This window comes from Microbacterium gorillae, assembly GCF_050990725.1.
Taxonomy (GTDB): domain Bacteria; phylum Actinomycetota; class Actinomycetes; order Actinomycetales; family Microbacteriaceae; genus Microbacterium; species Microbacterium gorillae_A.
Map to the genome: position 1 here is coordinate 164,405 of NZ_CP158844.1, position 20,693 is coordinate 185,097.

The following is a 20,693-nucleotide window of genomic DNA, read 5'->3' on the forward strand; positions in this document are numbered from 1 at the left end:
GAGCCGGTGACGACTCCGCGCGTCCGTTCGCCTGTCAACCGTGCACTGGCTACGGGTGCACCCGGTGGCCACCGAGATGAGGGTCGCGGACAGGGGAAGGGCGTGATGCCGCGTCAGTGAGTGCGATGTTGCTCGGGCCGCGGCCCCTCAGCGATGCATGTCAGGCGCGGATCCAGGCGAACGGGTCGTTTTGGGTGGCCTTGTACTCGAGCCCGATGTAGCCGGCATAGCCGCCGGCCTGGGCGTCGGCGATCCACTGTGCGAGTGGCAGGTCGCCGGTGCCAGGCTCGCTGCGGCCGGGGGCGTCGGCGATCTGAATGTGGCCGAAGTCGGCCGCGTGGCCCGCGATCACCGCGGGGACGTCATCGCCGTTGACGGCGAGGTGGTAGAAATCGGCCAGCAGCTTCACGTTTTCGATGCCGTGCTCGTCCTTCAGCCGCTGGATCACGGCGAGGGCGTCGGCAGCGGTCGTCAGTGGATACGCCGGGGCACCGCTCAGCGGCTCCAGCAACACGACGCCGCCGATGCGAGCCACGGCGCGGGCGGCGATGGCGAGGTTCTCGACGGCCAGGTCGTCCTGGGCCCGAGGTTCGACGCCTTCGATGCGGTTGCCGTACAGGGCATTGAACGCGCGGGTGCCGAGGCGTTCGGCGATGCCGACGACGACGTCGACGTTGGCGCGGAACTCGTCCTGACGGCCGGTCCACGACACCAGTCCACGGTCGCCCGCGGGCATGTCGCCGGCGAAGAAGTTCAGGCCGGTCAGCTGTACGCCCGCGTCCTGGACGGCGGAGACGAAGGCATCGACCTCATCCGCGGCGGGAACGGCGATGGGGAAGGGCCACCAGAACTCCACAGCGTTGAAGCCGGCAGCGTTCGCGGCGGCCGGGCGCTCGAGGATCGGTAGCTCGGTCAGGAGGATGGAGGCGTTGACGGTGTAGCTCATGAATCGCCCTCGATGTCAGGTTGCGGAACTGAGATTTCTCGCAGTGAAACCATAAGCCTGGGGCCGCGCCTGATCGGCATCGGAGCAGCAGATCGGTGCCCGCTGCTCGGCGATGGCCGAACCTGGCGCCCCGAGGCCCGCAGCGGCGTCGGTGTTCCTCCCATTGCATGGACGGCACGCGCCGTCCGCGCTTGCGCGACGCCATCGCCGCCGACCTGAGCTCGTCAGCACTCTGATGCCGCCGTCATCCGCGTGCTTCGCGGTCGCCTACCCTGAGGAGGTGACCGAACCCGTCCAGAATCCGACCGCCCCCGAGAACGCGGCATCTGCATCGCCCGTGCCCCCCGCTCCGGGCGCACCCGCACCGCAGGCGCTCCTGGAGCGCGAACTGCGCGGTCGCTTGCGGACCGCCACGATCCTGAACGTGATTCTCGGCGTCGTCTCGCTTGGCCTGCTGATTGCGGTGATCCTGCTGGCGCTGCGTCCCGCTGCCGTCGCGGCGGCCCCCGCACCCGCATCGACGTCGACTCCCACGCCGACCAGCACCCCCTCCGGGAATTCGGCCGCGCCGCTCGCCGAACAGGTCGCCCGCCGCACCGCGGATGACCCCATGGCATTCGGTGACATCGACGCTCCCGTCACCATCGTGGAGTGGGTCGACTACCGCTGTCCGTTCTGCGCCAAGTACACCAACGAGACGATGCCGGCCATCATCGCCGACTACGTCGACACGGGCATCGTGCGCTACGAAGTGCACGACGTCTCGTTCTTCGGCGAGCAGTCGACCGCCGCCGCTGTCGCCGCTCGCGCGGCTGCGGCACAGGGACGTTTCGGCGAGTTCCTGCGCGTGCTATACGCGGCAGCTCCCGCGTCCGGCCACCCCGACATGCCGCGCGAGACCCTCATCGGATTCGCACAGGAGGCGGGAGTGCCGGACATCGCCGCCTTCACCGCGGCCCTCGATGACCCCTCACTCACGGCCGCCGTCACCGCCGACACCGCGCGTGCGCAGCAGATGGGAGTGACCAGCGTGCCGTTCTTCGTCATCGGCGATGAGGTCCTGTCGGGCGCGCTTCCCGAGGCGGACTTCCGCACGGTCATCGACGCTCAGACCCCCTAGCCCGACTTCGTATCCCATTCCGCCAATTCGTATCCCATTCCGGTCACGTTTCGGTCACCATCCGTAACCGACCTCTGTGATATGAGAATCCGTTCCACTAGGTTGGGGACCACAATCCCCAAAGGTGCACGACAGGAGTGCACCCGAAAGAACGGTAAGTAATGAGCACGACAGGCACCGTCAAGTGGTTCAATTCGGAGAAGGGCTTCGGCTTCATCTCTCCCGACGAGGGTGGCGCTGACGTGTTCGCACACTACTCGGCCATCGACAGCACCGGCTACCGCAGCCTGGAGGACAACCAGCGCGTCGAGTTCGACGTCGCTCAGGGTCCCAAGGGTCTGCAGGCGGAGAACATCCGTCCCCTCTGACTCTCGGATTCGCCCGCGAATCTCAGAACCGATGCGCTCGTCCGAATTGGGCGAGCGCATCGGCGTCTTCCGCGTGTCGGACGGCACGACGCGCCGCGTCGAGCGCGGCCACGACGTCGTCGGCGTTGCGCGCACGAGCGATCTCGTCGCGGGCTGACGCCAGCCGAATCCGCGCCTCCGACGAGGATCCGGCGGCCACCGACTGCTCGGCGCGGCCGATCAGCATGCGGGCGGTGGCGAGCGTTCCCGGCAGCGCATTCTTCGCGCCGTCGAGCCGGGCACGTGCCGTGCGAGCATCGCCTACGGCCAGGTCGAGGCGGTCACGGACGCGCGTGATCCCGGCGATCACCGCGCTGGGTTCGGCTGTGGCACGCGGCTCCAGCGCGTCGACCGCGGCCGTCGCCTTCTCCGCCGCTTCACCGAGTCGCGCCGCGGCGACGGGCGGCACGTCTCGCTGCAGGGCGACGACACGACGGATGTCCGCACGCACCGAGGCGATCTCCGTCGGCGCGGCGTTCGCGGCGGCGCGGGTCTGCTCATAGGCCTGATCGGCCGACTGCATCGCGCGCTCCGCCTCCCGCAACGCGCGCTCCGCGTCGGTGAGTCGTTCGAGGATCGGCTGGGTGGGATCGTCGCGCATCTCCTCCGCGGCAGCCAGAGACTGATGCGCGACTTCCAGGCGTTCGCGCGCGGTGCGCAGGGGCACGGTGGTGTTCTTCGCCTCGTCGTCGGCGAACCGATCGGCCAGTTCCTGCTCGCGCACGCCGGGTGTGCCGAGCTGGTCGGTGACCTCTGCGATGCGACGGCGCAGCGCAGCGATCTGCCGCGGCGCGTCGGCATTGCGGCGAAGCCATGCGGCGTGTTGGTCGCGGGCCTCCTCGAGTTCGGTCACCGCACGATCGGCCTCGACGCGCAGCCGGTCGGATCGCTGACGCAGCACAGGAACCGCCGGCGGTGCATCGGAGAGCGCGCGGTGGCGGCCGAAGCCGTCGTCGCGCACCTGGACGGCGCGCAGACGGGCGCGGGCGAGCGCGGCCGGTTCTTTGCCGCCGTACACCGCGCCGGCGAGACCGAGCTCGATGTCTGCTTCGGAGATCGCGTCGTCGAGGCGCACGAGCGCGCGGCCGGCGTTCTCCCGCGCGCCCTCAGCGGCGATTCGAGCGGACGGGCGACGACGGACACGTCGCACGATCCACGTGATGGCGGCGATCGCCACCGCGGTGCCCCCGAAGATGATCAGCGACGGATAGATCGCCTCCCACATGTCATTCCCCCAACAGCAGTGCGCGCAACTCGTGCGCATCGTGTGCCACGGCGATCGCGCCGTCTGACTCGGCCGGCTCGCTGAACCCCCACGACACGAAGATCACGGGCACGCCGGTCTCCGCGCCGCCGTCGATGTCGTGGTGACGATCGCCCACCAGGACCGGGCGCGAGATGTCCGCCCCCTGCGCCGCCAACCGCACCAGGGCCTCGCGGATCACGTCCGTCTTGCTGGCGCGGGTGCGCTCATCCGGCGAGGACCCCACCGTCGCGGTGAGGTGCCCGTCGAGGGCGAAGTGATCCATGAGTGCCACCACCTGCGGCTCCGGCTTGGAGCTCGCGGTGGACTGCGGGATGCCGGCGGCGGCGATGTCCGCCATCAGCTCCGCGATGCCGTCGTACAGACGCACACCGGTGGCGTAGCCGTCGCGCTTGTTCAGCGTGCGGTAGAAGGTGACGGCACCGGTCGCCTCTTCCGAGGTCATACCGAGGCGCTCCTGGAAGGACTGGAACATCGGCGGGCCGATCCAGTGGATGAGGTCGTCGTGCGTGGGCGGCACGTGGCCGAAATGCTCGTGGGCCTCGATCAGGCGGCGGAGGATCCCCTCAGATGCGTCCACGACGGTTCCATCCACATCCCAGAGCACGCAAGACCAGTTCGCCACGTCCCCAGCGTACCGGCGTTCATCGCGCACGAATGGCTCCAGAACCCGGGGTTCTGGAGCCATTCGCCCGCTATTTCAGGGTGTGTCAGGACTGAGCAGCCACAAAGCGCTTGGTGACGTCGTCCCAGTTCACGATGTTCCAGAACGCCTTCACGTAGTCGGCGCGGACGTTCGCATAGTCGAGGTAGTAGGCGTGCTCCCAGACGTCCAGCTGGAGCAGCGGAGTGACACCGAGTGGCGCGTTGCCCTGCTGGTCGAAGAGCTGGAAGATGACGGGGCGCTTGCCGAGGTCGTCCCAGGCGAGCACCGCCCATCCGGATCCCTGAACGCCGAGCGCGGTGGCCGTGAAGTGATCGCGGAAGCGCTCGATCGAGCCGAAGTGCGAACCGAGCGCCTCGGCAAGATCGCCCTCGGGGTCGCCGCCGCCGTTGGGGGACAGGTTCTCCCAGAACACGCTGTGGTTGAGGTGTCCGCCGAGGTTGAACGCGAGGTCCTTCTCGAGCTTGTTGACGTTGGCGAAGTTGCCGGACTCCCGAGCCTCAGCCAGCTGTTCGAGCGCCGTGTTCGCACCGGTCACGTAGGCCTGGTGGTGCTTGGAGTGGTGCAGCTCCATGATCCGCGCGGAGATGTGCGGAGCCAGGGCGCTGTAGTCGTAGGGGAGGTCGGGGAGGGTGTAGACGGACATGTCCGTTCCTTTCATCATTTCACGGACCGATCGGTCCGTGTGGGTTGGGGCAGCGCGCTCAGAGCGGATCGCCGGCCGCTCGGAAGGTGCGGTCGTGGTAGATCAGCGGGAGGGCTGTCGCGGGGGCTGGGGCGACGTGAATGTCGAGCACCTCGGACACCACGAGCATGGACGAGCCGACCGGAACCTGCTGCAGACTCCGACAACGCAGGGCCACGCGGGCAGTCGTCAGGTGGGGTTCCCCGGTCGAGAGAGTCGCCCAGCCCTGCTCGGGGGTGAATCGTTCGCCTCCGGAGACGGCGAACTCCCCGGCGATGTCGGCATGGCGGGCGTCGAGCAGATGCACCAGGAACGTCTCCGCACCCAGGATGAGACCGGCGCTGCCGGTGGTGCGCGTGACAGAGAAGACCAGGGCCGCCGGATCCACCGAGACCGAGGCGACGCTCGACGCCGTCAGCCCCACCGGTCCTGCGAAGGAGGCCGCGGTGATCAGGGCGATGCCTGCGGGATGTTCGCGGAATGCCGCCTTGAACTCGGTGGCGAGATCGGTGCTGGTGAGGGTCATCGGGCGTTCTCCGTGATGCTGGTGTGATCCGTGGCATGGTCGAGCAGACGCTCACGATCGACGATCTTGGTGCGCTCGCGGCCGCGTTCGGCGCCGAGCGCCCGCTCTGCCGCATCGATGCGCAGCCAGCCGTCCCAGTCGACGACGCCGGTGAGCTGCTCGCGCAGTCGAGCCGAGCTCTCGGGTTCGACGCGCGTCTTCGTCGCGAGATCTTCGATCAGGCTCTCGACGGTCTCCGCCGCATCTGACTTCGTCGATCCGATCAGTCCCACGGGGCCGCGTCGGATCCAGCCGGTGGCGTAGAGTCCGGGGATCGGGGATCCGTCCGGACCAAGCACGCGGCCCGCCGCGTTCGGCACGCGCCCGACGGACTCGTCGAAGGGCACACCGGGGACAGGTGAGGAACGGTAGCCGATGGTGCGGTACACCGCGCCGACCTCGTGACGGATGAACTCATCGGTGCCCGCGATACGCCCGAGCTCGTCGGGGCGGGTGCGTTCCATCTCGATTCCCGTCACCCGCTCCTCACCGAGCACCCGAGCGGGCTGCTGGTAGAAGTGGAGGTGGATGCGGCGGGACGCGGTTCGCGTGGCGGGATCGATCGACGCCCACTCGGTGAGCGTGCGCACGATGATGCGGCGCTGCGAGAACTGGGCGATCATGCGCTCAGCATGCTCATCGAGCACCAGCTCTGCGGGATCGACGATCACGTCCACGTCTCGTCGGGTGCCGAGTTCGCGCAGCTCCATCGGCGAGAAGCGCACGTCAGCCGGACCGCGGCGGATCAACAGGTGGAGGTCCTTCATGGGGTTTTGCATGAAGGCCTGTTCCACATGGTCCGGGATGTCGGTATGCGTGAGATCCTCGGCATGCGTGATGAGCATGCGAGCCACATCGAGAGCCACGTTGCCGGCGCCGATCACGGCCACCGATTCCGCGTCCAGCGGCCACGCGGTTGGCGCATCGGGATGCCCGTCGTACCAGGCGACGAAGTCCGCGCCGCCGAATGAGCCGGGAAGGTCGTCGCCCGGGATTCCGAGAGCGGCGTCCAGATCGGCACCGGTGGCGATGATCACTGCGTCGTAGGCGTCGCGGAGCTCGTCCATCGACACATCGGATCCGATCTCGACGTTGCACAGCAACCGGATGCCGGGGCGCTCGAGCACTTCGTGGAGAGCGTCCTGGATCTTCTTGATGCGCGGGTGATCCGGCGAGACGCCGTAACGCACCAGCCCGTACGGGGCAGGGAGCTTCTCGAACAGATCGATCTGTACGTCGGGCACACGGGTGCGGAGGATGTCGGCGGCGTAGACGCCTGCCGGACCGGCGCCGACGATCGCGATCACGGGGGTCATTCGGTCTCCTGAGGGGGAAGGGCGGCGACGATGGAGTGGTCGCGCGGAATGATGCCGGTCTTGGCGGCTCCGCCGGGTGATCCGAGTCCGTCGAAGAACTCGACATTGGCCTTGTAGTACTCCTGCCAGACATCGGGCAGATCGTCCTCGTAGTAGATGGCCTCCACAGGGCACACCGGCTCGCAGGCGCCGCAGTCCACGCACTCGTCCGGGTGGATGTAGAGCATCCGCTCGCCCTCGTAGATGCAGTCGACGGGGCACTCGTCGATGCACGCGCGATCCTTCACATCCACGCAAGGCAACGCGATCACATACGTCACGCAGGCCTCCTTCTGATCACTCGGAGCCGCTCCGGGCTCGCACGAGCTACGCTAGAACCTCAAGTTCAGTTGAGGTCAAGTCGAGGGAGTGCCATGGAAGCAGCGCATCGTCCGGACGAACTCCTGAGCGTCGGCGAAATGAGTCATCGCACTGGCGTGGCGGTCTCGGCCCTGCACTATTACGAGCGGCTGGGGCTCATCGCGTCACTGCGCACCTCGGGCAACCAGCGTCGCTATCCGCGCCACATGCTGCGCCGTGTGGCGCTGATCTCCGTGGCCAAACGGCTCGGGATCCCGCTGGAGAACGTCAAGGAGGCGTTCGAGAGCGTGCCGCTGTCGAGCACACCGACCCACGAGGACTGGCAGCGCGCATCCCGGCGCTGGAAGAAGGTGCTGGAGCAGCGCCGTCAGGGAATCGAGCGTCTGGAGCAGGAGCTCACCGGCTGCATCGGCTGCGGCTGCCTGTCGATGAAGGCGTGCAGCCTGCTGAACCCGGACGACCAGCTGGGTGACACCGGTTCCGGCGCCCGCCGCATCCCGGTGTGATCAGAACAGCGTGGGCGCTCCGGAGTCGACGCCCTTCATGGCGTCGTAGTCCAGCAGCAGCACCTCGATGCCACGGTCCACGGCGAGGGTCCGCGCCTGCGGGGCGATGGACTGCGCCGCGAGGATGCCGCGCACGGGCGCGAGCACGGGGTCGCGGTTGAGGAGCTCCAGATAGCGGGTGAGCTGCTCGACCGCATCAATGTTGGCTTTTCTCTTCACCTCGATGGCGATGTGGTTGCCGTTGATGTCGCGCACCATGTGGTCCACGGGACCGATAGCGGTGGGGTACTCGCGGCGCACCAGCTGGGCGCCGTCCTCCACCAGGCCGATCTGCTCGGCGAGCAGGCGCTGCAGATCGGCCTCGACGCCGTCCTTCTGCAGGCCAGGGTCCACGCCGAGGTCGTGTGCGGAGTCGTGGATCAGCTCGAAGATGCGCACCGTCAGCGCGTCGCCCGACTTCTTGTGCACCACGCGCCACCGCTCCACGACGCCCGCGGCGGTGTCGTCGTCATCGAGCTCCTCGACGGAGAACGAGCAGGGTGGGCTCATCCAGTTCAGCGGCTTGTACGAGCCGCCGTCGGAGTGCACCAGCAGCGAGCCGTCGCCCTTGTGCATCAGCAGACGCGTCGCTTCGGGCAGGTGGGCGTTGAGTCGACCGGTGTAGTCGACGCTGCAACGGGCAATCACGAGGCGCACCGGAAAAGCCTACGTCACGGGCTGAGCCCCTCGCCCCGCAGTGGGGCCACGGGGCGAGGGGCGTCTGATGCTCAGGAGCGGACGGCGCGGTCGAAGTCGTCGTCGACGAGAGCGGCGTTCACGGCGGAGCCGGTGAAGGCGCCGGCGCCTGCCACGAGGGGAACGGTCGCGAACGGGACCACGACGTTGCCCGCCGCCCAGATTCGCGGGTGGCTGGTGCGCTGCATGGCATCCACGACGAGCGCACCGCCCTGCTCGCGCGGGGCACGCGCCAGCTCGAGGCCGTCCAGGAACGTGTCGCGGGCGACGGGAATGCTGGCGGTGAAGACCGCGTCGATCTCGTACTCGGCGCCGTCCGTGGTCCGAACGAGTCGGATTGACCCGTCATCGCCCACCACCTCGATGACCGGCTCATTCACCAGTCGTACGCCGCGCGCCTCGAAGCTGCGAACGGTGTCCTCGTCCAGCTCGCCGAGTCCCGCGGTGAACACCGTCACGTCCTCGCTCCACTGCCGCACGAGCCGGGCCTGGTGCATGCCGGCCGGAGACGTGGTGATCACCCCGAGACGACGCCCCCGCACCTCCCATCCGTGGCAGTACGGGCAGTGCAGCACGCCGGCGCCCCAGTTCTCCGCGATGCCGGGGATGTCGGGCAGCTCGTCGCGCACTCCGGTGGCGACGATCAGTGCTCGGGCGGCGATCGTCTCGCCGTCCGCCAGCTCCACGACGAGTCGCGCGAGCCCCGCATCGCTCTCGCGAACGGTGACGACGGATCCGGAGCGGAACTCGACGCCGTACGCTTCGGCTTCTGCGCGACCCATCGACACGATCTCCGCCGGTGATCTGCCGTCGTGCCCCAGCACGTTGTGCATGTGCGCGGCGAAGCGGTTGCGGGGCTCGCCCGCGTCGATCACGAGGGTGGAGCGCAGGGAGCGGCCGAGTGCCTGCGAGGCACTGAGGCCGGCTGCTCCGGCTCCGATGATGAGGGCGTCCCAGATGCGCTGTGTCATGTGCTCAGTCTGCGATCCTCCTGCTGCAATCGCACGTCATCTTGCAGAATCGGCAAGAATGGGGCAATGGAAGAGCTTCTGAACCTCGGACCACGGCTGCGGGCCGCACGCAAGGATCGTGGCTGGACCCTCGACGATCTGGCGGAGCGCGCGGGAATGTCGGCCAGCACGCTGTCGCGACTCGAGTCTGGAAAGCGTCAGGCCAGCCTGGAGCTGCTCATCCCCCTCACCCGGCAGCTCGGGATCCGCGTGGATGATCTGCTCGAACCGGTCGACCGTGATCCGCGCGTGCGGCGGGTCGCCGTGCGGCGCGAGGGAATGACAGTTGCGCCGCTCACTCGCGAGGAGTCGGAGGTGCGCGCCTACAAGCTGACCTACCACCCGGACGCACCGGAGCGACCGCTGCAGGTACACGACGGGTACGAGTGGATCTATGTGCTGTCCGGTCGGCTGCGGCTCTGGCTGGGCGAGGCCGAATTCGTGCTGCATCGCGGGGAGGTGGCGGAGTTCTCCACGACGACGCCGCACAACATGCGGGCGGACGGGCCCAAGCCCGCCGAGGTGATCAGCATCTTCAACATTGTGGGAGAGAGGCTGCACCTGAACCCCCTGACATGACGTCTCGCTCGCCGTGATTCCGCGCATCCGGAACCGCGTTGCGTAATTGTGATCGAAAGATCCATTGCGCGATCACTCTCGATCAAATACAGTCGTCTCAATCATGAGGCTAATCGATTAGCTAACCCTAGCGAAGACTCGATCGGCCACGGTCGAAGGAGATGACGTGAAGCGCAAGATCATCGCCGCTGGAGCGGTAGCAGTTCTTGGATTGGGGCTGTCCGGATGCGGTGCATCGGGTGGCTCGGCGGGTGAGTCCGGTGGCACGGGAGGATCGACGACGATCACCTACGCCATCTGGGACGACACCCAGAAAGACGCGATGCAGCAGATCGCCGCGGCGTTCGAGGCGGAGAACGAGGGCATCACCGTCAAGGTCGAAGTCACGCCGTGGGACAGCTACTGGACCAAGCTGCAGACGGCGATGACCGGGGGCGGTGGTCCCGACGTGTTCTGGATGAACGGACCGAACCTCGGCCTCTACGCCTCGAACGGTCAGCTGGCCGAGCTGAAGGATCTGGACACGTCGAAGTACCCGCAGGGTATCGCGGACCTCTACACGCTCGACGGCAAGACCTATGGCGCTCCCAAGGACTTCGACTCGATCGCGCTCTGGTACAACAAGCGCCTGTTCGAAGCCGCCGGAGTGGCCGAGCCGACCGCGGACTGGACGTGGGAGGACATGCAGGAGGCGGCGAAGAAGCTGACCGCGGGGGATGTGAAGGGCTTCGCGTCAGTGGCTGCGTCCCAGCAGAACGTCTATCCGGCCATCTACTCCGCCGGCGGCGACCTGATCGCGGACGGCAAGAGTGGGTTCGCCTCTGCGGACGCGCAGAAGGGCATCGACTTCGTGCTCTCCTTCATCGCCGATGCGACCTCGCCCACCCAGGAGCAGATGACCGACACCGCTCCCACCGAGATGTTCGGCTCCGGAAAGGTCGCCATGACGTTCAGCCAGAACACCAACGCGAACTTCTTCCTGAAGAGTGCTGAGGGTGCCAACATCCAGGTCGCGCCGCTGCCGAAGGGGCCCGCCGGCTCGATTTCCGTGATCCACGGACTCGCGAACGTGGCAGCGGCCAAGGGGAAGAACGTCGATGCCGCCGTGAAGTTCGCGGAGTTCGCCTCCGGAAAGACGGCTGCGGACATCCAGGCGAAGGCCGGAAACGCGCTACCCGCGTACGAGGGAACGCAGGACGCCTGGCTGGCCGGCTTCAGCACGCTGAACATGCAGGTATTCCTCGACGCCGCCGAGACCGCCAAGCCCTACCCGTCGACCCTTGCCGGCGCCGACTGGCACACGGTGGAGGACGAGACCCTGACGCAGATCTGGACGGGTGCCACCCCCGTGGCTGACGGACTGACGAAGATCTCCGACGCGCTCCAGGCTTCGCTGGACGGCGAGAACTGAGGTCCCCCGAATGACCGGAATCTCCTTCGCGGGGCGGGGCTCGGCACAGCCGGGCTCCGCCCCGCCGGGACCCCGCCGCGACCGGGGGCGCGCGCCTGGCCAGTCCGGATGGTGGGCCCTGTTGTTCGTCGGCCCTGTCGGCGTGGGTCTGGGCGTCTTCTACCTCTGGCCGATCGTTCGCACCGCATGGATGTCGCTGACCGAGACCGGCCCGTTCGGGGGATCGACCTTCACCGGACTGTCGAACTACGAGAAGCTGTTCGCCAACCCCGATCTCCCGCAGGCGCTGCTGAACACGCTGATCTATACGCTCATCGCGCTGCTGGTGATTCCCATCGCCATGGTGATCGCGGCTCTGCTGAACACGTCAGGTCTGAAGGGGCGCGGCATCTACCGCACCCTGTACTTCCTTCCCGTCGTGACGATGGCCGCCGCCGTCGCTGCGGTCTGGAAGGTCATCTACAACGGTGACTACGGCGTGCTCAACCAGCTGCTCGGATTCTTCGGCATCACCGGGACCAGTTGGCTCACCAACCCCGCCACCGCCCTCGGTGCCATCGCGGCCGTCGGGATCTGGTCGGGAATCGGAACCACGCTCGTGATCTTCCTCGCTGCGCTGCAGGGCGTGCCGGGTCACCTCTACGAGGCGGCCCAGCTCGATGGCGCCGGTCCCGTTCGGCGCTTCGTATCGATCACCGTGCCGATGATCTCGCCCAGCGTCTTCTTCGTCGCCGTGACCACCGTTATCGGCGCCTTCCAGGCCTTCGACCTCATCTACGTGATGGTCGCGAAGACCAGCCCGGCCATGCCGCACGTGAAGACGACCGTCTACCTGTTCTACGAAGCCGGCTTCATCGATCACAACCCGGGGCTGGCCGCCGCGATCGCCTTCGTCCTGCTGCTGATCATCCTGGTCGTGACCGTGCTGCAGTTCGGTATGCAGCGAAAGTGGGTGCACTATGAGTGACACGCTCGCCACCGCCACACTCATCACCGGGGATCCGGTGACCGCCGGGCCGCGACGCAGGCGGCAGCCCTACCTGATCCACGCGATCCTCATCGTGGGTGCGATCATCATGGTGTTCCCGTTCTTCTGGCAGCTGATGACGTCGTTCAAGACGCTTGCCGGAGCCACCGCCGTCCCGCCGCAGGTGCTGCCGAACCCGTGGGACTTCAGCAACTACGTCCGCGCGTTCGAGGCGATGCCGTTCGGGCAGATGTTCCTCAACTCGGCGATCATCACCGTGTGCCGCACGATCGCGCAGGTCATCCTCTGCACGATGGCAGGCTACGCGTTCGCGCGCATCCCATTCCGCGGGCGCGGCTTCGTGTTCGTGCTGTTTCTGTCGGTGCTCATGGTGCCGGGGCAGCTCTTCCTGCTGCCGCAGTACGAGATCATCCAGAATCTGGGCCTGCTGGATTCGCTGCCCGGCATCATCGTCCCCGGGATGTTCGCCGCCTTCGGCACCTTCCTCATGCGCCAGTTCTTCCTCGGGCTCCCGGTGGAGCTCGAGGAGGCGGCTCGCATCGACGGCGCCAACCAGTGGCAGATCTTCCAGAAGGTCATGCTTCCGCTGGCCAAGCCCGGCATCATCGCGCTGGCGGTGTTCACCTCGCTGAACTCGTGGAACGATCTGCTGTGGCCGCTCGTGGTGACCTCGACGTCGGAGAACATGCCGCTGTCGGTGGGACTGGCCACGCTGAAGGGGATGAACTTCACCGATATCCCGGTGCTCATGGCAGGCTCGGTGCTGGCGACCATCCCGATGGTGATCGTGTTCATCGTGCTGCAGAAGCAGTTCATCCAGGGCATCGCCTTCACGGGCGGAAAGGGCTGACGTGACCGGTTCTCAGCGTCCCACCCTGCAGACCGTCGCGCGCGAGGCCGGGGTGTCCTCGGCCACCGCCTCGTACGTGCTGCGCGGGATCGAGCGCGGCGCGTCGGCTGAGACCGCGGCCCGGGTGCGCGCGGTGGCGGAACGGCTCGGGTATCGGGTGAACACGGCGGCGCGAGCCGTGCGCACCGGCCGGACCGGCGTGGTGCTGCTGTCGCTGCACCGCGCGTTCGACCCGTGGGCGGTGGCGCTCACCGACGCGGTCAAGCGTGCCGCTCGCGACAGCGGTCGATCCACGATCGTGCTGCCCGGCGAGGCACGCGGGGAAGACTGGTTCGACTCGGTCGCCGAGCTGCGTCCGGATGTGGCCTTCATCGAGGTGCTCGATGATCTGCCCCAGACACGTGCGTGGGCTCGAGAACTCACCGCCAGCGGGCAGCGCATCGTGGTGCACCACGAGCTCATGCCGTCGGAGGGGTACGACGTGATTCGCCCGCGGCCCGAGCCCGGTGCCGCGCAGATCGTGGCGCATCTGGCCGAACAGACGGACGACATCGCCTTCCTCACCACCGAGCCGCACAGCCTCGCCGACAACTCGCGCGCGCGTCCCTATCTCGCCGCGATCGATGCGGGCACCATCCGGCCGCGGCCGGTGGTGGTGTACAACGGCAGTCGGGCGGATGCGTTTCGCAAGGCTGTCGATCTGCTCCGGAGCGAGAACGCCCCCCGCGCGGTCATGTGTCACACCGACGACGCCGCGCTGCAGGTGATCCAGGCCGCGTACTTCCTTGGCAGGCGCGTCCCCGACGACGTGCTGATCGCCGGCATGGACAACACCCAGGACGGACAGGAATCCACGCCCTCGCTCACGTCGGCCGGCCCCGATGACGCCTTCACGCGCGAAGCGCAGTTGATCATCGCCGCCGCGGACCGACCGCCGGGCACCGGTCAGGTGCACGAGTTCGACTGGTCGCTGCGCGCCCGCGCCTCAACATCCATCCCCGACCGCGCAGCTGGTGCGCGAGTGCACGGAGAGTCAGAGTAATGTCCCCCTTCCCGGCGGCCGCTGAGGCCGCGATCCGACGCGTGCTCGGAAACGGCGCCGACGCCGTCGACGTCCGTATCGAACACGGCCCGCAGGACTTCTTCGAGGTCTCTGGTGCCGGTGACCGAACGGCCATCGTGGCCTCGTCACCGGCCCTCGCGCTCGCGGGGCTGCGAGCTTGCCTCGCAGCCACCGGTGATCAGTTCGACGAGATCCTCCCGGGTGCGCAGGACCTTGTTCCGCCGGCGGAACCACTGCGTCGTGTCTTCCCGCTGGCCCACCGGTTCTACGGCAACGACACGGAAGACGCCTATGTCGGTGCGTATCGTGACTTCGCCGCGTGGGAGGTCCTGATCGACGGCGTCGCGGCGCGCGGCTACACCGAGGTGTTCGTGCCGGTGGGAACGGAGGTCGCATACGTCGACCTGCTCACCGCGTACGGGTACTCGCGGGAGGAGGCGCTCGCCTGGATTCCGCTGCCCAGCCACCAGCCGTGGTGGCTGTTGCAGAACATGTCCGGCTATCCCTCGGGGATGAATGAGCGGCTGCTCGCATGGCGAACCGAGCTGGGCCGGAGGATCATCGAGCGACTGCACGAGATGGGCATGCGCGCCGTGCTGCCCGGCTACGGCGGCACGGTTCCGCGCGACTTCGGCGACCGGCACCCGGGGGCGCACGTCACGGTTCCATCCGACCACTGGCAGGGTTTCGATCGGCCAGGCTGGCTCGATCCGTCCGATCCGCTGTTCCCCGCTGTGGCCGCGACGTTCTACGCGTCCTCCGCCCGCCACCTCGGCGTCGCCACGATGTACAAGACCGACCTGCTGCACGAGGGCGGGCAGCCCGGTGACATCGCGGTGGGCGACGCCGGTGTGGCCGTCCAGCGCGCGATGCTCGCGGCTGCACCGGACTCGATCTGGGTCATGCTCGGGTGGCAGCACAACCCGCCGCGCGAGGTGCTCGCCGCGGTCGATCGGGATCGTGTGCTCGTGGTGGACGGGCTGTCGGATCGCTACGAGGAAACCGATCGGGAAGCCGATTTCCTCGGCACGGACTATGCCTTCGGCGGCATCTGGAACTTCGGCGGGGACACCGCTCTCGGTGCGCAGGCTCGCACGTGGACCGAGCGCTTCACCCGGTGGCGTGACCGGTCCGGATCACATCTGCGTGGTGTGGCGGCGATGCCGGAAGGCGGGTTCAACAATCCGTTCGCGATGGATCTGCTCGCGGAGTTGAGCTGGCGTCCGGACGCTGTGGGCCTGGAGTCCTGGGTGACCGAATGGACCCGTGCGCGGTATGGGGTTCGCAGCGCTGCCGCAGAAGACGCGTGGCGTCGGATCGTTGAGACCGCGTACTCGCTGCCGGACGACAACGGCTTCTCCGAACCGCACGACTCGCTGTTCGCGGCGTGGCCGTCGTTCACCGTGGCAACCTCATCGTCGTTCTCTCCCACCGAAGACACCTACGATCTGTCGGCCTTCGCCGCGGCACTGCCGGTGCTGCGCGCCGCCGCCGACGTGCTGGCGGGTCACCGCGCGTACCGTTTCGACCTCGCGGACGTGGCACGGCAGGCGGTGACGAACATCGGCCGTCAGCTTCTTCCGACGCTTGCCGCGGCTGCCGCTGCCGAGGATCTCCCGCGCTACGACCACGCCCGCGAGCTCTGGCTGTCGGCGATGGATCTGCTGGATCGGATCGCCGGGACGCAGGAACTGTGGCTGCTCGGTCGCCTGCTGGACGAGGCCCGTGCGGCCGGCGCCGATGAGGCTGAGAGCGATCGACTGGAGCGAAGCCAGCGTCTGATCCTCACCAGCTGGGGGCCGGAGCGGGCCGCCACTATCGGACAGCTCTCCGACTATGCCGGGCGCGATGCGCAGGGCCTGGTCGGCACGCTGTATCGCTCGCGGTGGTCCGCCTTCCTCGACGCGGCGCGTCCGGGAAGCGGCATTGCGCCCCTCGCCGAGTCGGAGTGGTGGGCGCGCGATCAGAACTGGGTGGACAGCGTGGATCGCACCGGAATCCGCAGCGTTGCGGAGGGCGACATCATCGCGCTCGCGGACGAGGCGGTCGCGCTGCTCGCGCGCGTACAGGACGCCACACGATTGATCTCCGCCGCGGCGGGTGAGGACGGGAAAGACAGATGACACTTCGGATCGGCCTCATCGGCTATGGCCAGCGGGCGCGTCTGGCGCGCGAGCTGGAGCGCGAAGGCAACGACGCCGCCGTGGTGGCGGTGTGCGAGGTGAGTGAGCGGGGCGCAGCCGACGCCCGGGCCGCGTATCCGGATGCGCTGGTCACCGCCGAGCTCGACGAACTTCTGGCGCTTGACCTGGACGCCGTGATGATCTTCACGCCCGACGACCTGCATGCGGACCCCGCCGTCGCCGCGCTCGAGGCCGGTGCCGCGGTGTTCGTCGAGAAGCCGCTCGCGGTGACGGTGGCCGATGCGGATCGCGTACTCGAGACCGCGCGACGCACCGGGTCCCGGCTCTACATCGGTCATAACATGCGCCACATGCCGGTGATCACGCTGATGAAGCGGTTGATCGATGAGGGGCGGATCGGCGAGGTGAAGGCGGTGTGGTGCCGCCACTTCGTCGGTCATGGCGGCGACTACTACTTCACCGACTGGCACGCCGACCGGCGGCGCACCACATCCCTGCTGCTGCAGAAAGGCGCGCACGACCTCGACATCATCCACTGGCTCGCCGGCGGGTATACCCGCAGGGTTGCCGCGATGGGCGACAACATGATCTACGGCGCGATCCAGGATCGGCGGGATCGCTCCGGCGAGCGGATGGGGGATTGGTTCAGTCTCGACAACTGGCCGCCCGCGTCCCTGACCGGCCTCAACCCGGTGATCGACGTCGAGGACATCTCGCAGCTGAACCTGCGGCTCGACAACGGTGTGCTCGCCTCCTATGAGCAGTGCCACTTCACGCCGGACTACTGGCGCAACTACACGATCATCGGGACCGAGGGGCGCATCGAGAACTTCGGCGACGGCGCGGGCGAGCGCGTCGGCCTCTGGAACCGGCGTCATCGCGGGTGGGCGGAGCCCGACGAGTCCTTCGAGATCCCTGACGCCGAGGGCGGTCACGGGGGCGCGGACGCGCTGCTCGTGGCGGAGTTCTGCCGCTTTGTCCGCGAGGGCGGTCGGACCCAAACGTCCCCCGTGGCGGCGCGGGAGGCGGTGGCCACGGGCGTCATCGCGACGGAGTCCCTGCGTGCCGACGGCTCCGCGCGGGCGGTCCCGGCGTTGGACGCGGACCTCGTCGCGTACTTCGAGCGCGGTCAGATCCCGGGCTGAGTCCTGCTCTCGCTTTTGGGGACTCTCAGTGCGGAGGCCGAACTGAAGCGAGGCGGGCTTTTCGCATGTCTGTGTCAATGTCGCCGCCAGCCCGCAGTTGGCTCCCGATCCCCGGGGTGGGGAGCCAACTGCGGGAGGAGTCAGTTCTTCGCCGGGGTAATCGGCTTCGCGGCGTTGGACGCGAGACCGGACACGAGGGCGAGGCCTGCGATGATCAGCAGCGTGTTCAGCAGGCCGATGTGGTCGGCGATGAAGCCGAGCACGGGCGGACCCGCCAAGAACGCCACGTAGCCGATCGTCGATGCTGCCGCGACGCGGGACGCCGCCTTTGCCGGGTCGTCGGCGGCGGCCGACATGCCCAGCGGGAAGCCGAACGAGACTCCGATGCCCCACAGCACCGTGCCGACCATCACCAGCGGCAGATTCGGTGCGTAGATGAAGAGCAGGAGGCCGACCACCGCGAGGGCCGCGAGCACACGCAGTGAGGGAACACGACCGAACCGGTCGACCAACGGGCCACCCAACATGCGCGCGACGGTCATCGCGCCGGAGAAGACGGCGAGGCCGACGGCTCCGAGTGAGGGCGAGCCGTCGTGACCCTCGACGATGCCGAGGGCAAGCCAGTCGTTCGCGCCGCCCTCCGCGAAGGCCATGCCGAGCATGATGAGGCCGAGACCGTAGGTGCGCGGTTCGGTCCATGCGGACAGCGCCACCTTCAGGCGCACGCCGAAGCTCTGGTGCTCGGCTCCTTCGTCGGGTGCCGTTTCGGAGTCAGTCGCGGCGGGGATGTTCGCCACAGCCCACAGCGCGCAGGCCACGATCAGAGCGGCGATGATGCCGATGTGCACGCTCACCGGAAGGCGGATGCCCTCCGCGATGGCACCGAGGCCGGCGCCGGCGAAGGTGCCGAGGCTGAAGAAGCCGTGCATCATCGGGAGCACGGTCTTGCCTCCGTGCTTCTCGACGCCGGCACCCTCGACGTTCATGATCACATCGCAGCAGCCATTGCCGAAACCGAACAGGGCGAGGCCGACGATCACGATGCCGAACGAGTGGAAGACGTCGACGCCGACGCCGATCGTGGTGATACCGACGGCCGCCACCAGGAGCAGGCCGAGCATCGCCCGACGCGCCCCGAAGCGCAGCATGAGCACGGACGAGACGGACAGGCCGATGATCGATGCGATGCCGCTCGAGACCAGGAGCAGGCCCACCTCGGACTTCGTGATGTCGAGGCCTTCCTTGATCGCGGGAACACGCGATGCCCAGGTGGCGAATCCGAGGCCACAGGCCGCGAAGATCACGAAGATGGCCGTGCGCCAGCGCACGAACTGCGAGTGGGTGAGGGAGACCTGCATACCGAACACTCTATATCGAATCGATTCGATTTCTGAAGTCGAGCCCCAGCGGCTCGGGCTACACTGGCGGAATGACGCGCAAGCCGACGCTCGCAGACGTGGCCCGCCGGGCGGGGGTGTCCGCCTCGACCGCTTCCGTGGTCTACAGCGGCAAGGTCGCCGTCGCGGAGGCCACGAAGGAGAAGGTGCTGGCCGCCGCGGCCGAGCTCGGCTACGCCGGCCCCGACCCGCGCGCGGCCTCGCTGCGGCGAGGGCGAAGCGGCATCGTGGGCGTTGTGGTGGGTTCCGACCTGCGCAGTGCGTTCGCCGATCCGATTCTCACCGTCACGATGGACGGTGTCGCGGAGTCGATCGCCTCCTCCGGTGCCGGCATTCTGCTGCTGCGCGACGAGCCGGAATGGGGTGGTCCCACGCTGGCCACGGCACCGATCGATGCGGTGGCGCTCATCGGCTGCAACCCGACGCTTCGTGATTCCCTCGACGCTGCGCGTTCTCGCGGGATTCCGATGGTGGTGATCGAGGGCGATGCGGGCCCCGACGTTCCGCAGATCACGATCGACTCGCTGGAGGCGCAGCGCCAGTTGGCGCGCCACGTGCGCTCGCTCGGACATGAGCGGGTCGCGCTGGTCACGCTCCCGCTGAGTCGTCGAACCGGGATGTCGGTGGCCGGTGCCGCTCATGCGGTGCAGGCGGAGGTCGATGTCACGCGCGAGCGCCTGGAGGGTGCCCGCGAGATCTTCCCCGACGCGGTGGTCGTCAGCACCGCGCGCTCGACCATCGACAACGGCTACGAGGCCGGACGCCTGCTCTTCGGTTCCGGCGAACGTCCCACCGCCGTACTCGCCCAGAGCGACATCCTGGCCGCCGGCGTGCTGCGCGCCGCTCTCGACGCCGGCCTGCGTGTGCCCGAGGACGTCTCGATCACCGGCTTCGACGGCATCACCGTGGACGGCATCGCCCCGTACCGCCTCACCACGATGGCGCAGCCGGCCTTCGACAAGGGCCGTGCGGCGGGTGAGGCACTGGCGCGGTTGCTCGCCGACGAGCCCGCCGCCTCCTTCCGCTTCACATGCGAGTTCATCGAAGGCAATACCACCGGCCCCGTCCCGGCCTGAGCCTGCCAGGTCGCCCCGCGCCCCCGCCGTGCGTTCGCGCACCCCGCGTCCCCGCCGTTCGTCCGTGTCCGTGCCGTGCGCTCGCGTCCGTGCCGTGCCGTGCCGTGCCGTGCCGTCCGTGCGTTCGTGTCCGTGCCGTGCGTTCGTGTCCGTGCCGTGCGCTCGTGTCCGTGCCGTGCGCTCGCGTCCGTGCCGTGCGTTCGTGTCCGCGCCGTGCGTTCGCGTCGTGCCGTGCGTCCGTGCCGTGCCGTGCCGTGCCGTGCGTTCGCGTCCGTGCCGCGCCGTGCCGTGCCGTGCCGTGCGTTCGTGCCGTGCGTTCGTGTCCGTGCCGTGCGTCCGCATAAACCGCGAGACTTCCGTCTGTGGGCGAGAATCCGCGCAACGCGGCGATTGTCGCCCACAGACGGAAGTCTCGCGGGTCATGGGTTGCGTGAGCTGAGATGGCGGTGGCACACCGATCCC

At 68.1% G+C, this 20,693-nt stretch carries 21 protein-coding genes; 11 read left to right on the plus strand and 10 right to left on the minus strand.

The window, feature by feature from the left end; all coding sequences use genetic code 11:
• Positions 1–160: 160 nt before the first annotated feature.
• Complete coding sequence (locus tag ABTV68_RS00750) at positions 161–946, minus strand: hydroxypyruvate isomerase family protein (RefSeq protein ID WP_433675707.1); 786 nt, start codon at positions 944–946, stop codon at positions 161–163.
• A gap of 280 nt (positions 947–1,226) precedes the next feature.
• On the opposite strand from ABTV68_RS00750, the gene ABTV68_RS00755 reads away from it, so the two are divergent.
• Positions 1,227–2,066 (plus strand): DsbA family protein, encoded by an 840-nt coding sequence (locus tag ABTV68_RS00755; protein ID WP_433675708.1) that lies wholly within the window; start codon positions 1,227–1,229, stop codon positions 2,064–2,066.
• A gap of 161 nt (positions 2,067–2,227) precedes the next feature.
• Positions 2,228–2,434 (plus strand): cold-shock protein, encoded by a 207-nt coding sequence (locus tag ABTV68_RS00760; protein ID WP_433675709.1) that lies wholly within the window; start codon positions 2,228–2,230, stop codon positions 2,432–2,434.
• A 22-nt stretch (positions 2,435–2,456) separates the two neighbouring features.
• Here the strand turns inward: ABTV68_RS00760 and ABTV68_RS00765 are convergent, their stop codons facing one another.
• The 6 genes from ABTV68_RS00765 to fdxA all read right to left on the minus strand — a co-directional run bounded on the left by ABTV68_RS00765 (position 2,457) and on the right by fdxA (position 7,287).
• On the minus strand, positions 2,457–3,698 hold the full coding sequence (locus ABTV68_RS00765; RefSeq protein ID WP_433675710.1) for a hypothetical protein: 1,242 nt from the start codon (positions 3,696–3,698) through the stop codon (positions 2,457–2,459).
• Position 3,699: 1 nt separating this feature from the next.
• Positions 3,700–4,362 carry an HAD hydrolase-like protein gene (locus ABTV68_RS00770; protein ID WP_433675711.1) on the minus strand — a complete coding sequence of 221 codons (663 nt, stop codon included), beginning with the start codon at positions 4,360–4,362 and terminating at the stop codon, positions 3,700–3,702.
• An 85-nt stretch (positions 4,363–4,447) separates the two neighbouring features.
• Positions 4,448–5,047: a superoxide dismutase gene (locus ABTV68_RS00775; protein ID WP_433675712.1), complete on the minus strand. Its 600-nt coding sequence runs from the start codon at positions 5,045–5,047 to the stop codon at positions 4,448–4,450.
• 58 nt (positions 5,048–5,105) lie between these two features.
• Positions 5,106–5,612: a flavin reductase family protein gene (locus ABTV68_RS00780; protein ID WP_433675713.1), complete on the minus strand. Its 507-nt coding sequence runs from the start codon at positions 5,610–5,612 to the stop codon at positions 5,106–5,108.
• A complete protein-coding gene (locus ABTV68_RS00785) occupies positions 5,609–6,967 on the minus strand; it encodes an FAD-dependent oxidoreductase (protein WP_433675714.1) in 1,359 nt (452 codons plus the stop codon). Before ABTV68_RS00785 ends, ABTV68_RS00780 begins: the two co-directional genes overlap by 4 nt.
• Positions 6,964–7,287: a ferredoxin gene (gene fdxA, locus ABTV68_RS00790; RefSeq protein ID WP_433675715.1), complete on the minus strand. Its 324-nt coding sequence runs from the start codon at positions 7,285–7,287 to the stop codon at positions 6,964–6,966. The genes ABTV68_RS00785 and fdxA overlap by 4 nt, the downstream gene beginning before the upstream one ends.
• 93 nt (positions 7,288–7,380) lie before the next feature.
• Here fdxA and soxR point away from each other — a divergent pair, with 93 nt between their 5' ends.
• Positions 7,381–7,833, plus strand: coding sequence for a redox-sensitive transcriptional activator SoxR (gene soxR, locus ABTV68_RS00795; protein ID WP_433675716.1), 453 nt, complete (start codon positions 7,381–7,383; stop codon positions 7,831–7,833).
• Here the strand turns inward: soxR and nucS are convergent, their stop codons facing one another.
• On the minus strand, positions 7,834–8,529 hold the full coding sequence (gene nucS, locus ABTV68_RS00800) for an endonuclease NucS (protein WP_433675717.1): 696 nt from the start codon (positions 8,527–8,529) through the stop codon (positions 7,834–7,836).
• A gap of 71 nt (positions 8,530–8,600) precedes the next feature.
• Positions 8,601–9,539: an NAD(P)/FAD-dependent oxidoreductase gene (locus ABTV68_RS00805; protein ID WP_433675718.1), complete on the minus strand. Its 939-nt coding sequence runs from the start codon at positions 9,537–9,539 to the stop codon at positions 8,601–8,603.
• A 66-nt stretch (positions 9,540–9,605) separates the two neighbouring features.
• On the opposite strand from ABTV68_RS00805, the gene ABTV68_RS00810 reads away from it, so the two are divergent.
• From ABTV68_RS00810 to ABTV68_RS00840, 7 genes are all read left to right on the plus strand, one after another.
• Positions 9,606–10,157: a helix-turn-helix domain-containing protein gene (locus tag ABTV68_RS00810; RefSeq protein WP_433675719.1), complete on the plus strand. Its 552-nt coding sequence runs from the start codon at positions 9,606–9,608 to the stop codon at positions 10,155–10,157.
• 166 nt (positions 10,158–10,323) lie between these two features.
• A complete protein-coding gene (locus ABTV68_RS00815) occupies positions 10,324–11,568 on the plus strand; it encodes an ABC transporter substrate-binding protein (protein WP_433675720.1) in 1,245 nt (414 codons plus the stop codon).
• Between the two features lie 10 nt (positions 11,569–11,578).
• Positions 11,579–12,535, plus strand: coding sequence for a carbohydrate ABC transporter permease (locus tag ABTV68_RS00820; RefSeq protein ID WP_433675721.1), 957 nt, complete (start codon positions 11,579–11,581; stop codon positions 12,533–12,535).
• Positions 12,528–13,406 carry a carbohydrate ABC transporter permease gene (locus ABTV68_RS00825; RefSeq protein ID WP_433675722.1) on the plus strand — a complete coding sequence of 293 codons (879 nt, stop codon included), beginning with the start codon at positions 12,528–12,530 and terminating at the stop codon, positions 13,404–13,406. The genes ABTV68_RS00820 and ABTV68_RS00825 overlap by 8 nt, the downstream gene beginning before the upstream one ends.
• A 1-nt stretch (position 13,407) precedes the next feature.
• A complete protein-coding gene (locus ABTV68_RS00830; RefSeq protein ID WP_433675723.1) occupies positions 13,408–14,448 on the plus strand; it encodes a LacI family DNA-binding transcriptional regulator in 1,041 nt (346 codons plus the stop codon).
• Positions 14,448–16,592 (plus strand): alpha-N-acetylglucosaminidase TIM-barrel domain-containing protein, encoded by a 2,145-nt coding sequence (locus ABTV68_RS00835; RefSeq protein WP_433675724.1) that lies wholly within the window; start codon positions 14,448–14,450, stop codon positions 16,590–16,592. Before ABTV68_RS00830 ends, ABTV68_RS00835 begins: the two co-directional genes overlap by 1 nt.
• Positions 16,589–17,758, plus strand: coding sequence for a Gfo/Idh/MocA family protein (locus ABTV68_RS00840; protein ID WP_433675725.1), 1,170 nt, complete (start codon positions 16,589–16,591; stop codon positions 17,756–17,758). Before ABTV68_RS00835 ends, ABTV68_RS00840 begins: the two co-directional genes overlap by 4 nt.
• 140 nt (positions 17,759–17,898) lie before the next feature.
• On the opposite strand, the gene ABTV68_RS00845 is transcribed toward ABTV68_RS00840, so the two are convergent.
• Positions 17,899–19,116 carry an MFS transporter gene (locus tag ABTV68_RS00845; protein ID WP_433675726.1) on the minus strand — a complete coding sequence of 406 codons (1,218 nt, stop codon included), beginning with the start codon at positions 19,114–19,116 and terminating at the stop codon, positions 17,899–17,901.
• A gap of 71 nt (positions 19,117–19,187) precedes the next feature.
• Here ABTV68_RS00845 and ABTV68_RS00850 point away from each other — a divergent pair, with 71 nt between their 5' ends.
• Complete coding sequence (locus ABTV68_RS00850; RefSeq protein WP_433675727.1) at positions 19,188–20,231, plus strand: LacI family DNA-binding transcriptional regulator; 1,044 nt, start codon at positions 19,188–19,190, stop codon at positions 20,229–20,231.
• Positions 20,232–20,693 lie beyond the last annotated feature (462 nt).

Excerpts from the sequence above, each read along its gene's own strand:
- ABTV68_RS00750 (WP_433675707.1), bottom strand. The coding sequence starts at position 946 with ATGAGCTACACCGTCAACGCCTCCATCCTCCTGACCGAGCTACCGATC.
- ABTV68_RS00760 (WP_433675709.1), top strand. The coding sequence starts at position 2,228 with ATGAGCACGACAGGCACCGTCAAGTGGTTCAATTCGGAGAAGGGCTTC.
- ABTV68_RS00765 (WP_433675710.1), bottom strand. The coding sequence starts at position 3,698 with ATGTGGGAGGCGATCTATCCGTCGCTGATCATCTTCGGGGGCACCGCG.
- ABTV68_RS00775 (WP_433675712.1), bottom strand. The coding sequence starts at position 5,047 with ATGTCCGTCTACACCCTCCCCGACCTCCCCTACGACTACAGCGCCCTG.
- ABTV68_RS00780 (WP_433675713.1), bottom strand. The coding sequence starts at position 5,612 with ATGACCCTCACCAGCACCGATCTCGCCACCGAGTTCAAGGCGGCATTC.
- ABTV68_RS00785 (WP_433675714.1), bottom strand. The coding sequence starts at position 6,967 with ATGACCCCCGTGATCGCGATCGTCGGCGCCGGTCCGGCAGGCGTCTAC.
- soxR (WP_433675716.1), top strand. The coding sequence starts at position 7,381 with ATGGAAGCAGCGCATCGTCCGGACGAACTCCTGAGCGTCGGCGAAATG.
- ABTV68_RS00805 (WP_433675718.1), bottom strand. The coding sequence starts at position 9,539 with ATGACACAGCGCATCTGGGACGCCCTCATCATCGGAGCCGGAGCAGCC.
- ABTV68_RS00810 (WP_433675719.1), top strand. The coding sequence starts at position 9,606 with ATGGAAGAGCTTCTGAACCTCGGACCACGGCTGCGGGCCGCACGCAAG.
- ABTV68_RS00820 (WP_433675721.1), top strand. The coding sequence starts at position 11,579 with ATGACCGGAATCTCCTTCGCGGGGCGGGGCTCGGCACAGCCGGGCTCC.
- ABTV68_RS00825 (WP_433675722.1), top strand. The coding sequence starts at position 12,528 with ATGAGTGACACGCTCGCCACCGCCACACTCATCACCGGGGATCCGGTG.
- ABTV68_RS00835 (WP_433675724.1), top strand. The coding sequence starts at position 14,448 with ATGTCCCCCTTCCCGGCGGCCGCTGAGGCCGCGATCCGACGCGTGCTC.
- ABTV68_RS00840 (WP_433675725.1), top strand. The coding sequence starts at position 16,589 with ATGACACTTCGGATCGGCCTCATCGGCTATGGCCAGCGGGCGCGTCTG.
- ABTV68_RS00845 (WP_433675726.1), bottom strand. The coding sequence starts at position 19,116 with ATGCAGGTCTCCCTCACCCACTCGCAGTTCGTGCGCTGGCGCACGGCC.
- ABTV68_RS00850 (WP_433675727.1), top strand. The coding sequence starts at position 19,188 with ATGACGCGCAAGCCGACGCTCGCAGACGTGGCCCGCCGGGCGGGGGTG.